This window comes from Defluviitalea raffinosedens, assembly GCF_016908775.1.
GTDB lineage: Bacteria > Bacillota > Clostridia > Lachnospirales > Defluviitaleaceae > Defluviitalea > Defluviitalea raffinosedens.
Window position 1 is genome coordinate 1 of the sequence record NZ_JAFBEP010000009.1, and the last position, 15,231, is coordinate 15,231.

At 31.4% G+C, this 15,231-nt stretch carries 15 protein-coding genes and 1 pseudogene; all 16 read right to left on the reverse strand.

The window, feature by feature from the left end; genetic code table 11:
• Nucleotides 1-193, reverse strand: a pseudogene (locus tag JOD07_RS08150) (hypothetical protein); the annotation flags it as partial.
• A gap of 18 nt (nt 194-211) precedes the next feature.
• Nucleotides 212-1,714 (reverse strand): TIGR02710 family CRISPR-associated CARF protein, encoded by a 1,503-nt coding sequence (locus JOD07_RS08155; RefSeq protein WP_204613357.1) that lies wholly within the window; start codon nt 1,712-1,714, stop codon nt 212-214.
• A gap of 22 nt (nt 1,715-1,736) precedes the next feature.
• Nucleotides 1,737-2,885 (reverse strand): TIGR02221 family CRISPR-associated protein, encoded by a 1,149-nt coding sequence (csx2, locus tag JOD07_RS08160; protein ID WP_204613359.1) that lies wholly within the window; start codon nt 2,883-2,885, stop codon nt 1,737-1,739.
• Nucleotides 2,886-2,906: 21 nt separating this feature from the next.
• Entirely contained in the window at nt 2,907-3,404 is a 498-nt protein-coding gene (locus tag JOD07_RS08165; RefSeq protein WP_204613361.1) for a hypothetical protein, read from the reverse strand.
• Nucleotides 3,405-3,416: 12 nt separating this feature from the next.
• The gene (locus tag JOD07_RS08170) at nt 3,417-4,274 is read right to left on the reverse strand and encodes an RAMP superfamily CRISPR-associated protein (RefSeq protein ID WP_204613363.1); all 858 of its coding nucleotides are present in this window, start codon (nt 4,272-4,274) and stop codon (nt 3,417-3,419) included.
• Nucleotides 4,258-5,055 (reverse strand): type III CRISPR-associated RAMP protein Csx7, encoded by a 798-nt coding sequence (gene csx7, locus JOD07_RS08175; protein ID WP_204613365.1) that lies wholly within the window; start codon nt 5,053-5,055, stop codon nt 4,258-4,260. Before csx7 (JOD07_RS08175) ends, JOD07_RS08170 begins: the two co-directional genes overlap by 17 nt.
• Before the next feature lies 1 nt (nt 5,056).
• Complete coding sequence (csx7, locus tag JOD07_RS08180) at nt 5,057-5,806, reverse strand: type III CRISPR-associated RAMP protein Csx7 (RefSeq protein ID WP_204613367.1); 750 nt, start codon at nt 5,804-5,806, stop codon at nt 5,057-5,059.
• Entirely contained in the window at nt 5,806-6,168 is a 363-nt protein-coding gene (locus JOD07_RS08185) for a hypothetical protein (protein WP_207756880.1), read from the reverse strand. Before JOD07_RS08185 ends, csx7 (JOD07_RS08180) begins: the two co-directional genes overlap by 1 nt.
• Nucleotides 6,168-7,316: a hypothetical protein gene (locus JOD07_RS08190; protein WP_204613369.1), complete on the reverse strand. Its 1,149-nt coding sequence runs from the start codon at nt 7,314-7,316 to the stop codon at nt 6,168-6,170. Before JOD07_RS08190 ends, JOD07_RS08185 begins: the two co-directional genes overlap by 1 nt.
• Nucleotides 7,313-7,849, reverse strand: a complete 537-nt coding sequence (locus tag JOD07_RS08195) for an RAMP superfamily CRISPR-associated protein (protein WP_204613371.1) — start codon at nt 7,847-7,849, stop codon at nt 7,313-7,315. The genes JOD07_RS08190 and JOD07_RS08195 overlap by 4 nt, the downstream gene beginning before the upstream one ends.
• Nucleotides 7,846-9,642, reverse strand: coding sequence for a Cas10/Cmr2 second palm domain-containing protein (locus JOD07_RS08200; RefSeq protein ID WP_204613373.1), 1,797 nt, complete (start codon nt 9,640-9,642; stop codon nt 7,846-7,848). Before JOD07_RS08200 ends, JOD07_RS08195 begins: the two co-directional genes overlap by 4 nt.
• Before the next feature lie 711 nt (nt 9,643-10,353).
• Complete coding sequence (gene cas2, locus JOD07_RS08205; RefSeq protein ID WP_204613381.1) at nt 10,354-10,617, reverse strand: CRISPR-associated endonuclease Cas2; 264 nt, start codon at nt 10,615-10,617, stop codon at nt 10,354-10,356.
• 9 nt (nt 10,618-10,626) lie between these two features.
• Nucleotides 10,627-11,619, reverse strand: coding sequence for a type I-B CRISPR-associated endonuclease Cas1b (gene cas1b / locus JOD07_RS08210; protein WP_204613390.1), 993 nt, complete (start codon nt 11,617-11,619; stop codon nt 10,627-10,629).
• A gap of 11 nt (nt 11,620-11,630) precedes the next feature.
• Entirely contained in the window at nt 11,631-12,134 is a 504-nt protein-coding gene (gene cas4 / locus JOD07_RS08215; protein WP_204613400.1) for a CRISPR-associated protein Cas4, read from the reverse strand.
• 15 nt (nt 12,135-12,149) lie between these two features.
• Nucleotides 12,150-14,534 (reverse strand): CRISPR-associated helicase Cas3', encoded by a 2,385-nt coding sequence (gene cas3 / locus JOD07_RS08220; RefSeq protein WP_204613407.1) that lies wholly within the window; start codon nt 14,532-14,534, stop codon nt 12,150-12,152.
• Nucleotides 14,509-15,225, reverse strand: coding sequence for a type I-B CRISPR-associated protein Cas5b (gene cas5b / locus JOD07_RS08225; RefSeq protein ID WP_204613409.1), 717 nt, complete (start codon nt 15,223-15,225; stop codon nt 14,509-14,511). The genes cas3 and cas5b overlap by 26 nt, the downstream gene beginning before the upstream one ends.
• Nucleotides 15,226-15,231: the final 6 nt, after the last annotated feature.

Sequence of the window (15,231 nt, forward strand, 5' to 3'; positions counted from 1 at the left end):
CAGGAAATAATGCACTAAAGGTAAAGAGTTTGAACTTTTTGCTGCCAAATTCATAACCCTTTTGGTGTAATTCCTTAGCATATTCCTGATCTGCTTTTTGCAGCAAATAATAAATGGCTGAAGATAAATGATACTGGTAATTTATTGGTATGGAAATGGGTACATCTATCTCTAAAATTACTTTAATTCTCACAATTTTTCTCCCTATTTATTACTGATAATATTTTGATTCCTCTGGATGAATAAATTTGATACATTCCTTATATTCTTTGATATTAACCGATTCAATTTCACAGAAACGCTCGAAAACACCTATTACAAACTTTTCGAACTCAATATAATCTTCTTTTCTCAAAGAGCAAAATCCATGAGCAAAAATATTATAATTGCGTATTTTTACTTTTTCAAAAACCTCTTTTAAAAACTGAAGTACATCTTTTTCATCGATCAATGCATCTTTTAAAACTGCAAGTTCAATATATCCTTCCATCAAAGTTACATAAGTAGGAAGAAATTTGTTAACATTTTTTCCGAATAACTTTCTTCTATAATTAATAACTTTATTAGTAAAATCATTAAGTTTTTCTTGGTTTAAGAAAACTTTGCTAAATTGAGGTTTGGATGTATCTATCCCATACAGCGCTAATCTTCTTTGCATAATCATTTCCAAAAGACGATACAATAATAATGATGCCATATCGTATTTCGCTTGTTCACTTCTGCGCTTTGCATTATGATATATAGTAAACATCAACGAAAGGATCTCTTCCAGCTTCACTAAAAGTTCCATAGGAGTATTTTTCTGTATTTGTGTTGCATTTTTGGCCATAATATTTAATATATCTCTTTGCTTCCTTAATAGAGCGATTTTGTCTGCTAAGATCCAATTGGAATTAAGTTGTGAGTATTTTTCTATTTCATTAACAAGTTTGTTCATGCTTTCTGAAGCTTTGTCAAACTCTAAAGCATCCCAATGTTCATATGCTAAAGCCAGAAAATATAAAGTATGGAAATATTCTTTCTTGTTAGGATCAGGAACTTTATTAATTAAGGCTTCAAATATTTTTCTTGCACCTGCATAATCATGCTGATGCAATAAGTCGTTAGCTCGGTCTTCTTCAATATCACCAAATACCGAATAAGGATTAGGTATTTTCTCTAAAAATTCAGTTCCGGGATAGGGCTTTCTAAAAAGTCCAAGATACTCTTTATTTCCTATATATATTAATTGTGCCCCCAATATTGCACCAGCCATGGCAGTGGCTGCTGACATGGCCTTCGTTCCTCCCGTAAAATCAATAAAAACATTTTGAGGTTTTCCCCAATCATAATAAGCTTGCTTAATTTTTTGATAGATTAATAAAGTATTGGACTTTTCAACCTTCTCTTTTCTATACTCACTGGATTTTAGCGGTACAAACTGAAGGATTTTATCGATTTTTTCTTCTGTATCTTCGGTATATAGAAATAATACTTTTTTAGGCTTTACTAATTTAAGTGAAAGTACCAATGGTTCATAAGAAGTTCCAACGGATAAAATCATATATTCAGGAGAAACAATATTATTTTCTTCTCTACCTATAAATGACTCAATAATTAAAGGCATTAATTCTTTTTCATAATATTCTTCTGCTTTTATCCTTTGTTCTTCTGTGGCTCTGCCCATACTCATCCAAAAGTCTGTTTTTTCTTTTAAAGATTCAATACCCATCATTTATAGTCCTCCGATAGTTGAGCTAATATGATCCTTTTAAAAAAAATTCTATGGTCTTAACTTTATTTTGAATTGTTTCTTCTGCATCTGTAAGTTTCAATAGACCATCTTCTCTCATTCCACAGTGGCCAGAGGCGTTTCTTAAATCAATAATATTTCCATAGTTTTCTTTTATGCCTTTCTTATAATCTTCATATGCAGCTTCATAAATTTTTCTTGAAATCTGCTCTCTATATTCTCGATCATACACATACTCTGGTTTTCGTTCTACTATTTCTATTAAATATGTAATGATTAATTCTCTAAGCGTAGTAAGACAATTTGTATAACGTTTATAACGATAATATAACTTTGCTAAAAACAATTGAATTTCCCAAACATATTGATGATGTACTATGTTTTTTAAATCCTCTACAAGCATTGGTACAATCATAGAGAAAGGTTTGGCAAAACCCTCTATTTCTTCTTGGATATCCTTTTTATTAAAGTCTTCTAATAATGAAGTTGCAATTTCTATGATTTCCTTTGTATAATTCAGTCCTATAGCATTAGAAAGATGATTTAAGGCACTAGCCAAGTTCTTTAATTTTGTTGGTTTTTTTCTGTCATTATCTCCATTTCTATAAATTTCGTTTTGCTTTTCTGCTAAAAGCTTTGCAATTTCTGTAGCGTTTCCACTGGAACTAAAAACATGATATGCTCCAATCCAACTTTGTAATTCCATCAACGACTGCATATCAACAATAGGTGCGTCTTGTTGCCCTGGTTGTAACATTCCATAGTAACAACCCTTTATTTTTGCATTTTGTGTAAGGCTAAAATAATTAAGGGCTGTAAATATGTAAAAAGGAATACTACGAAATCCATGCGTTACATCTATGTATAATTCTTTATCTTTTACATCCATTGCGTTAGCTATTGTTTTAAATATTTGGATGTAGTCTTCATTTTGTACTCCATAAGGTATAATAATTCTTTCATAGGAAATATTTAGCTGATCAATATACTCCCAACTAGAAGTTTCTGTTCCCAAGATATAGACTTTCTTCGGTTGAATTTCATCATACAAAATAGACATAGCAACATTAGTTACTTTACTCTTGCCATTATAAATATATTTTACTTCACGGTATTCATTTCTTCCAATAACTGATATTAACACCCGTTCCACTCTAATTCTCCTTATCCTATTCTAAAAATCCAGATTCAATCCCTTAAAAGCATTCTTTATGGGAGAACCTATAGCTTCTTCCTTATTTTTTAGTTTTCCTTTTTGAGGATATGATTTAATATTTTTTGAATAAGTGTTTTGGGGACTAACTCTGTCGTCTTTAATAAGTCTTCTGGTCCATCCAAGAATATATTCTATTTCTTCCATGCTACAATCCTTAAAATCTTCATTTTCTACTATGTATTCTTTTTCCTTCTTTAGTTTTAAGTATTGATCTAAAAACTGTCTGAAACCATTCTTGATCTCTTTTCCTCCGGACATTATTTCCATCTGAAATGAGTTCTTTAGAGAATAAAGTAATTTATAAAATTTTTGCTTCTGTTCATATTCATTTTTACATGAATGCTTTGCAACAGATAATATAGCCTGAATAGTTGAGATAAAATTAGAATATCCATTTTTATTAATAAATTCAGCTGCCCGTTCTGCAGCTTCTAACAGCATCTCTTTATTATTCATAACTTCTCTCCCTCAATAAGTTCCTTCGTTCCATTCACTTACTGTCTTTTTCCCTTTTTCATAATTTAAAATTTCTATAAGCTGATTTATATTTCTTTTAATTTTCGCGTCTTTGTGATTTTGATACTTTTTGGCTGCTTCTATCCATCTGGTTTCATCTGTAGTTATTTTTATACTTCCGTAATAAGCAGGTTTTGCATAGCCAAGCTTAGGCTGAATACTTCCATCTAGTCCTAAGGAAAAGCATAATAAGTTAACTTGATTTTCAGTTAAATTCTCAAACCATACAGAACCCTCAAACACTGCTCCTTTATCAATAAATTCATAAGCTACTTCTCCCTTTTGTAATATTTTGCTGTCTCCATGATGATAAAACTTATACCCTTTATATTTTCCGTTTTGATAGTATAACGATTCGTCCGGATGCGGTTTATAGAATTTAGGAATTTTTAAAATGGTAATTTTACTTTTTGCATCTACTTCTTTACAATATAAATCTCCAAATCGGATTTTACTTCTTTTCCCCATAGCCCCAAACATATTGCATATAATACAGTTCTGATTTTTGTCTGATTTAAATTGCGAAAATTTATTAAAATCTACTTCTTTAGAGTTCAAATAGCAGCTATAAGAAATGGTTTCCGCTATAGTACGTATACAGCCTTTCAGACTGGTACCTGGTATAATAGGTATACCGTTGAATCTAATAAATTGCTTATAGATCAAGTCATTTTCTTCTTCTAGATAACCTGATGAAATATGTAAAGGTGTTAGTGTTTCTATTTTTATATTAATCTTGCCTGTTATTTTCCCTTCGTCCGTATATTCTTGAACTGGCAAAAAAGGAATAAAGCTATAAGGCTTGCTCATTGTATTCGCACCTGCCAATCTCATCTGCTGTAAGTGATATATTCTTTATGGTATTTTGAAGTTCTTCAAAAGAATTGATTGTTTTTTCCATATAAAAACCTTTGTCCACGTAATCCTTGCCGCATTTAGACTTATCATAATATTTCAGCTTAATCTGGAAATCATCTAGTTTCATTCGTCCAAAACCTTTAGAAGTAAGTCCTCCGAATACGACAAATCCATCATTTACTTCTTCAAATAATTGCGTTAACACTTTAATATGCCATCGAAAAAAATTCTGTATCTCTATTTCTCCTTTAAACAAAGCATCTTCCACATATTCCAAATCAAATAAAGCACTTTTTTTAGATGCACCAGTAATTCTGTCAATAGCTACAGTTTGTCTTGAACCAACTTTATACTCTCCTTCTGGATATGCATCCCCAAAAAGAACCCTGCTTTTTAAAACAGTGGAACCAAATAATTTACATGCAGGACAGCTTTTATCATATCTGGCAGTTCCATCATCTTTTTTCTTATTCACCTTACTAGCACAATTTTTTTTTGAATTAAAAAGATCACAAGAACCCTTTAATATTTTTTCAGCTCGAGAGCGAAAAACGCCTTTAATACTGGTTCCAGGCAAAACAGGAACCAGGTCTCCATCTTTATATACTCTTAAAAATGAATCATCTACCCCTGTTGGATTTAAACTATCATTTTTACCCGATTTTATATAGAGTGGGCTTAAGGTTTTTAATATATATGTAATTTTTGCCTCATTATAAAGTTTTTTGAACATCCTACCACCCCTTTTCTTCTTCTATTGCTTTCAATCCTTTTTCTAAATAAGTCCTTATATTATCTGATGTAATTTTATATGCCTTGCAATCCTGCAATTCAATACTTCCTAATCCCCCTGATGTTTTACCTCCTACCCGAATTTCTCCGTTTTTTAACATACTAACAATCAGTTTTAAAACACCTTCATATTTTTCTTCAATATTATCTGCTGACATATAGAAATCAAATCTTGTTCCTGCACTCACACATTCAAAATCGTAATTTTTCCCATAGGCTGCTGTTCCTGTATCCCTATCTATTGCAACGCCATTTCTCATATCTATGTATGCACTCTCTTCTGGTTTTAAATTGGCATCTCTGATTTGCAGCTTAGATGCAAAATGATTGCAACCAAATATTTTACACACATCGCAAAGTTGACTATAGATCTTCTCAGCTTCATCTTCTGGCTTTAATTTTTCTTGTTTTATTTTTTTGATATTTTCCTCTAAAATACACGGTTCGTTGACGATCAAACAGGATTTAAAATCAGGATATACTTTACTCTTAAGAATTCTCTCAATATAAGAACGAATAACTCCTTTTAATGAACTTCCGGGTATAAAAGGCTCTCCATTATGATTACGAATCACACTGTTATCTGCTAATACAGGGTCAAAATTTTCTCTTCCTGAACCAATATGAATAGGTGTCTTGGCATATAATGTTCCTGTGATTATGTACCTATTTGAAAATTTATGTAATAGCATCATTTTCCTCCTTTTTCAATACTTTTTCTAAACCAATATAAATATCCAAAAAATTTGCTAATATTGAATAATGCTTCTTCTTCTGTATGGGATATTTCCTTAATCTTATCCATATATTCCAAAATCACTTCACCAAATTTTTTCCCATCTTTATATATCAAATCCCATCCGTTTCCTCTGGCTATTTTATACTCCATAAATAACTTCAGTTCTTTATAACAATCTGCATTAAGAGCTATTGTCGCCATATTCCTAATGTTGGTACTTCCTAATTCCTTACTTTCTTTATCCTTCCAAAAAGATTTATTCTGCTTGATTTCATCTACAAATCCCAACAACTTGCATTTAATTGTTTTATCCATTATTCAATACCCCCATTATAGATTTCTGCTCTTCCATAACCATTTTCCGTTTCCAGTCCAAATGCTTTCTGTAAAAAATCATTATATATTTCTTCAAAGGAAAGCATAGTAGAAAGGACAATAACGCTACCTTTTTGAAGATGCAAAACTGCTTCTTCCCGGCTATCTTTCAGATCCCGTGAAGTATCATACCCACGATATATATTGGTTTCTCCATAAATTTTGTAGATTAAGTAATTTCCGTCAATTTTCAATAAATCCTGCCATATTTTTTTATATTCATTCGTTGTTTTATAGCCTTCTAACTCTATATAAGGTAACTTCACATCTGAAGTAAAAACAATCGCAAAATAATTTATCTTATCATTTGATTGATTAACAGAATCAGAATTTTGCTTTTTAAATTCACGATTAAAAAGCTTCATTTGATCAATAATCGACTGATTTATCTCTTCATCAGCGTCGTCTAAAGTATGTAATTTAACTTGTCCAAATCCACTCGATAAACGGGTTCCAATCCGTAAATCGTCAAATAGGTTTAATTCCTCTTTTGTCATTCCTTCAATGTTACCCACAAAATAACTTTTAATGGAGTCGTTTTCTCTGACTGTTCCTTCTATAGCAACTAAGGTATATAAAGAACCGTCTTTCGAAGTACCTGTATAAGGATTAATAGCAGTTCTGGTAAAGTAATTCCAAATCACTGAATAGGGTTTATCATCTTTTCTTAAACCAGACGTAAATTCCACTCTCTGTCCACATTTTTTACATTTTCTCTCTTCAGCCACTAGGGAATCTATATATCCATGGCTGTCATCTTCTTTACATTTCATTGCAGTTAAAGGAACTACTTCTGAACCTTCCGGATAAAAAAATGAAAATTTTATATCACTAAATTTTTTACATATACTGCTAAATCTACATTTTTTACAGGCCTCTAAATCTCTAAAATATACCCAGTTATGACGTTTTACTCCATCTATCTCTACACTACTACCATCATTGGCTGCACATTCATTCAATATATATCTGGCAAATCCCGCTCTGACAATATTTCCAGGAATATAATCAATGCTTTCAATATAGTTTGAAGTGAGTTTTTTCCCTCCAACCAATAGAGGCAATTTAAATTCCATCTTGATTCTCATGATACTGCCTCCTCGATAGAAGTTTTACAATGTCCCAGGCCTCTGCTTCTGCCTTTACCAATGGCATTAACCATCAAAAATGCCATCTTTAAATCTTCCTCATATTGAATTGATATATCATCAAAGTAAATAAGCACTTTGCCACTATATTCACCTGTTTCCGCCACTTCATAATTATATAATGCCTGATCTTTAAATACTCTTTTATATCTGTCAATGGCAACACCATATCGGATAGATACATCTGTCTGCTTCTCTGGCATTAAATCTTCAAAGTAAATCTTTGCAGGCTGATATCCCTCTCCGCCAAATATTAATGAAACTATTCTTTCTACTTCCTGTTCTTCCATTTTTGTCCCTAATAACATTTTGAAATTATTTCTTACTTTCCCTTTGATCGTTGAAGCAGGAATATATGCGGTATGATTTTTTTTGACTATGTAATTTTTAATAAAACCACTTTCCATTACGCCCGATGATATATGGAACTGGGTTTTCATATTTACTCGAACTTGATATACTTTTTTGATCAATGTGCATCCTCCCTTGTATAATCCCATAAAACTGCTATATCATCCCAGGGTGAATATTCTGTACGGTCTTCCTGAATTAACCCCATAAAATGTTCAATATTATACATTTTTTCTATATATGTGGAGTACTTCCTACCTATACGGGATTGCTGATATAAATAAAACAGTTTAAATTCTTCTGGTTCCATCTTTTCCGCAGCATATCTGAATTTATAGATTTGAGCTGAGTTAATATCTTTATTGCGTTTCATTTCATTTAGCACTTCTATAAATTTTGATAGTTTCTCACTGGTGGAAGGAAAAAATCCTTTTCGTTTTTTGTTCCAGTCGATTAAACCTACTCCCTGAAGAACTTCTAAATCAATAGATCCTTGATTTAAGTTTCTTTCCTTAACGTACTGTTTTGCCGTTTTTAATCTCTTTTGCGCAACGGCAAACATATTCTTAATTGGAGTTGAAAACTTTGCAATGCAAATTCCTACAGACATTGTAATCTCATGCTTGAAAGCTGCATCAAAAGACTTAACAATATCTTTAGCGATGTCCAAACAGTAATTTGCTGGGACAATGATAAAAATATCATCTCCCCCCAAAGCAATTATTTCAAACCTTGCATCATTTCCCATATTTTTTTCTATGGCATGGTATACACGAGATTTAGTGATTTCATCTGTTCTTCTGCTAAAGTAAGACATCTCAAAAGGTGTTTTGATATTCTTCACTACATTGCCCATATTGTTTCCGTCTCCGTATATGACGGCAACACTCTTATTGTCATCCCCCAGATCTTCTATGGACTTAATATCTTTTAATATTCTTTTTCCTGTTACTTTTTGATACTCTGTATAAAATCTTGATTTATCCCTTCCTGTCTGATGTTTTCTCATGCAAGAAGGACAAGCTAATATTTGATGATCAACACCTTGCAAAATATATTTACTGTCTCTTACCTGGCATAGTTCACAGACTCCGCCAGATTGAGACGAAATATGCTTTGGAAAACGAATGATTTCATCATCTATTTTTATTTCTGTAACTGAACTATCAGGATTAATTGGATATATTTTTGCTTTTTTTCTTTCTTCCAATTTTATAGTCAGCTTCTGCGATACCTGGTTAAAATGAATCAAAAAATCATTTATATTGGTAGAATAAGTTTCAAAAGCATTTTGTACAGTTAAAGCAATATCCGAATATCTCTGCTCTAAAATTCTGCAAATCTCTTCACCTATTCCTTTGGGTGCAATCAAAAATACATTGCCTCCGCCACTATAAATCTTACATTCATCAATCAAATAATCTTGTACAATTTCATTAGTCACGTGAATATTCAAATAATCAATAATCACACTACCGCCGCGAATATCTTTGATTTTATCGTTTTCAAGAAAATATTTTTTAATTTTATAGATCGATCCTTTCACGAGATCTATTTCAATATCCCAAAAATCATCAGGCTTTTCTCCCTTTAGGTATCTATTCAGAAAAGAAGATAATTCTGATGACTGATTTGAATCAAAAAAAGTCTGATAGGCTGTAAGTCTTTCAAACTTTTCGTTCTTATTCTTTGAAATTATATATTCCAGGGCAACATACAATCTTGCTGCATCATATACAGAAGCTTTCGTCTGAACATATTCTCCATTCTTATCAATAAGAACATACGGAACATTTTTATATTGATCTAAAATGCTAATATTGCCCTTACTAATATGATCTCGTATATCCCCATAATATTGATTTAACCTGTTACTATCCAGCTTTTTAGGATATAGGCAATGCATATCCTCCATCCTTCCCCCTCCTTACAATTCCACTATTAAAACATGTAAATATTCAATCAAAATCTTCAATATCTAAATTTATTATATATTTATATTATAACAATAAGTTATATTATTCAATCTTTTTTTACAATATATCACAAATTTCAATAATTATGACATAAAAAATCACATGGACACCATGATCCACATGACTATAGAAATAATACTATTCTGTATCAACATATTAAAAGTATATTGAAATCATTTTAATCAAAAATAATAATCCAACATAATATTATGAAACATTTTTGATATAGTAAATTTTTTTGAAACATATTACAATTCAATTCCTTATAGGTATTATAAAAACACAAAAATGGATATAGAAAGAGGATACTACATTCAGTTTCAATTCCTTATAGGTATTATAAAAACAGGCTGAAACCATGAAAGGACAAATCAAGGAATTGGTTTCAATTCCTTATAGGTATTATAAAAACCATCTTCTTTTTCTACGCATATTCCCATTGACCCATGTTTCAATTCCTTATAGGTATTATAAAAACCCATAAAAATATGCTAAAGATAAAGCTTTCTTTATTTGATAGAAAACTTTACTTATTAATTTTATGTTAACTTTCACTTTTACAAATCCTTTAACTTTCTTATATCTATTACTTCTTGAATTGTCGTCGATCCCCTGGTAATTTTGCTATATTGGAGGTCGACGACAAATTATCAAAGGAATAGTGTTTCTCCACCTTTCTCTATTCCAATCACTTCTCGTTTATAATATTTCTGTGTACGGAAAGTATAAAATAGCAAAGAATCTTCCTCTTCATTTATAACCTTTTTTAGTCTTGTTTGCAACTGTAACAATTTTGATTCGGTAAGTTCTCCTTCTAACACAGAATTCTGAACCCAGGTAAAGTATTCTCTGCAAAGCTTTAAAACCTTTGCAACTCTCTTTTCTTTGATATCATAAACAACAATTACAAACATACTCCTCACCTACCATTGTGCTTCAAAAGCTTCATATTCATTTTCTCCGATAAGATGTTTTTCAAGTTTATACAGTTCCATTCTGATAAGTCTGCGATAAGATACCGGTCTGTTAAGATCTCTATAATTAATGGTAGCTTTTAACTTATCTTCCAGAGTGATAATAAATTTTTGCTTTCCTTCATCTTTTAATAGAATTCCACCCATATCTTTTTCAAAATCTTTTTTTGTCAGAATCCCTTTTCCAATCAAAGACAAAATCACTCTATCAACTATGATCGGTTTAAAAATTTCTGCTACGTCCAGATTTAATGAAAACCTTCTAAAGTTTGTGGAATGTAGATACCCTATTCGTGGATCCAAATGTGTTTTGTATATTTCACTCAATACTATGGTATACATGATGGAGTTTCCAAAACTAATCAGTGCATTCAAACGATTTTTAGGCGGTCGCTTGCTTCTTTTTTCAAATAAAAAATCCTTATTTTCTAATATGCTATCAAAAGCTGAATAATAAGATTCTCTGATATTCCCTTCCAATGCCATCAATTGCTCTATGCTTTGATCAGGACTTAACTTCTCCATTAATGTTTCTATATGATTCAGTATATCAGCAACTTCTTTTCCCCTGCTTTTATAGTACAAAAGCACTTTACGAATGTTTTTAGCCGCTCCCTTGACAAATAAATATGCTAAGTGATTTCTCTTTTTTTCATCTAAGTAATACTCTGCCTGTTTTAAAATCATATATCCAGAATTTAAATGCTCTCTTGGATAAAATGAACCTACATAGTATCCAAAGTAGTTAAAGAAATGTACAGTGATTTCTTTCTGGGCGAATAATTCTAATAATTTCTTTGTAATTTTGACTTCTGAAAAGATGAAAATCTCGTTTAAATTTTCAATTGGAAGGTATTTTCCCCCTTTACCCGTATCAAAATATACTGTATTATCGCTTCTTTGAAAATCTCCATCGTGAAAAATATACACATTTCGTTTCACAAAATCTCCCCCTACGCCCAACAAAATTGCTGATATCCACAGTTTTTGCAATATGGACACTTTTGTACTTTTGGTGGATACTCTGACTCAATGATCCTTCTTATTTCTTCGCTGACATCAAATAATTCTTTTTTTAGCTTTGGCGTCAGTTCTATTAATTCTTTTTTCTTTTCTTTTGGATATCTGATTTCTCCAACTGCGTTAATGTTTGCTTTTTCTAATTCCATGAGATAATAAGCAAGCTGCATGACTGCACTCTTTTTGTATTTAGAACTTTTTTTGATTTCTCCGATTACAAGTTGTCCATCTTTTTCTTCCAAAATATCAAATTTAACAGAGCCAAATACTATTTCTTTTTTGCTCCTTTTGTAAGTGTTTTCGTGAATAAAACGTCCAAGCTCTATGTTTTCATTTTCCTGATCAGGAATAATATTATGTCCCATAAGCCATACTTCTCTTTTGCAAATATAGTAATACCATATTAGTGTTCCATTAACATAAATTTGCTCCTGCATATCGCCATCTCCTAATTACCAAATTAATGTCTCTGCCTCACATTTAAATCCTGTAGTATGGTCATAGTAATCTTTTAAACTGTATCTGTTTACATAACCTATTCCATTGATGTTCTGTGGTTTGTTATCTATATATGCAGGTATAGAAATTACATATTTATAAAACTCTCCTTTAATTTTATCAAACTCATTTTTCCTTTCTATTTTATCTTGTATTTTTTGGATGTCGCAAAACCTGCTCCAAAGGCTTTCTGCATAATCATCTATTTCGATAAAAACATCTATTTTAGAATAGTCATTTTCAATCAGTTTAAAATCTGAAATTCCTGTCTTATCATCTGTACTTTCATAACGCATCTTATAAATTGCTTCTAATAATTCTCTTGCTCGATCCTCTGATAGTTTCCTATTTACCTCGCTATAGTATTCTTCAATAATATTTAAGAGTTCTTTCTCCTCTATGACATTTTTACCACCTAGAATCTTCTTTGTAATATCTAACAGCATATAGTCATAGACCATAGAGGCAAAAGTTCTGTTTTGATTTTCTTTTCTTAAGGAAACGATTATAACTTCTCCAGTTGTATTGGCATTTCTGTTGCAACGTCCTGCCGATTGGTTAATGCAATCCATAGGTGCCAGGTCCCTGTATACCACATCAAAATCTATATCTACTCCTGCTTCAACTAATTGTGTCGTTACAGCAAATCTTACTTTTCCTTCTTTCATTTTCTTAATTCGCTGTAATCTTTCGCAAGGTGTTACATGAGTAGATAAAAATACTATTTCTTCCTTTACATCTTCTCTTTGGCTTAAGAGTTCAAAAAAATTTTTAGCACATGGGATCGTATTGAATATAAATAAATAGCTTTTATTTTTCTCAGGGGTAAATTGTGATATGAGCTCTTGAAGTGTGATTTCTTTTTCAATCATAGGTTTTATAACTATTCGATTCATCAGCTCAAAATACTTTTCCCTATTCACTAAAGAAGCAACTTCATGAGGTGGGAAAATCATAGGCTGAGTAGCGGTAATAAAAACAATATAGGAATTTAACTGATGTGCCAATACATTAAGCAACTCTTTTATAAGTAGCCAATATTTAAAAGGAACAGATTGAATTTCATCTAATAAAATAATACTATTGGATAATCTATGAAATTTCCTGATCATCTTATTTGAATTAGAAATAAGCGTATGAAAAAACTGGACAAATGTAGTAACGATAATTTCTGAGTTCCAGCCTTCAATAAGTATTCTGGCTTCATTGGACTCAAACTCACTTTCTCCAGAGCGAAAATAACATTCGGACAGATGATGATGCTTTAAAAGAATATCCTGACTGGCATCTACTCCATTCTTCTTTAATATGTCTTCTATAATGCTGGCATTTTGGTCAATAACGCTTAAAAATGGCAAGCAGTATATGATTCTTGGAGTAATATTACACTCGTTTTGAATCTTTTCTCTTAATTTTAGTGCAAAAGCAACAGAACAAAATGTCTTCCCAAGGCCTGTTGGTAAATTGATAGAATATATTCTTTGAGATAAATGAATAGATTTTTCCATGATTTCATCATAGGCTTCTTGCCTTGTATCATTTAACTTACTTGGTTTGATAGGCAATAAAGATTTATAGTAATCTACCAATTTCTCATTCCACTGTAATGCCGGTCTGTTAATATATTTCCCAACAGCAGCTTCGGTCTTATCTGCATCAATTAAAAGAGAAAACAGATAATTTACTGCAATATAGTTTTCTACTCTTTTTTGATCTCCAAGTTTTCTAAGCTGTTTTTTAATTTTTCTAAGACTGCCGGTAATATTTTTGACTTCATTAATTATTTTTTCTTTAGTGATTTGAATTCTCGGATTAACTTTTTGAAGATTTGCTTGCAATTTTTCTAACTTATGGCTATCTATGAATGCTGCTTGCTCAACTAATACTTTTATCTCGTCTTCTCCTATAACTGCTTCTTGAACGATATTGCCTAAATCCCCATGATGCCTTCTAACAATCAAAAACGCAATAAAACTTAAGAAATTTTTATCCTCATCGCTGAGAGTAGTATCTTGTTCAATTTCTGCTTTAATAAAAAGAAAATTAACTGCTGCAGACAATAAACTATGATGGGTTTGGGGTTTTGATTTTAATTGCTTCTGTTTAGATTCTGCGGCAGTTAAATATTCCTGAAAAAATTCAGTTGACTTTCCAAAATCATGGAGTAAAGAACTTGTGATGCTTAATTTTCTTAACACTTCATAATCCCATTTGCCAATATTTTTGATTTTCACATCTTCCATCTGTTCTAAGATTATTTCTGTTGTTCTGATAAGATGCTCCTCTAAAGCTTTTCCGGGATGTGAATATAAATTAGAAGAAGACAACTCTTTCTCCATTTTGACCCTCCCAAAAATATTTCATATCCGCATGGATTGATTTACCTTCAGATTCAAAAAGTATATCCTGATACTTGCTTACGATCCGTCCTTTTATCATATCTACTGGGATTTTTTCTTTGAAGTATTTTCTTGCATCAGCAAAAATTAATCCTTGATCTTTAATACATTCTATAGGAACTATACTATGTATTTCACTTTCTTCGTTTTCTATCTTAGTAAAGTCCCGTTGACCCACATATTTAAAATCGGCTAAAAGCTCACTAAGTCCCAAAGATAAAGTAAACACCGTCTTATGTTCTTTAATCATTTCTGTGAGTTTCTCAAATAATTCATCATCTTGATGGGAAAAATAAATGCGATAAACAGGATCTTTTAAAAATTCAGTACAAATTTGAGTATGCGCCTGATGATTTTTCTTATTAACAGGAATCCAGAATCCGTCTTTGGTATTAATATGATTTAATCCCATTCTTACTTTCTTAATCGGCTTTAAAATCCGAATTCCAACTTTGCATTGTTCAGAAGAAAAAACTTCTAAATACTCATCTTTTCCTTTTCCACAAATTGCACCGAGCATACCTTTGATGGTTGGCGGAGGTGGAAAAGAAAGGGTAAGCGGAGACGAGGTAGTATAATATTTTTTAAAATGGCCATAGTCTCCATAGATATCAAAAATCAGTACCTTCATAATTAT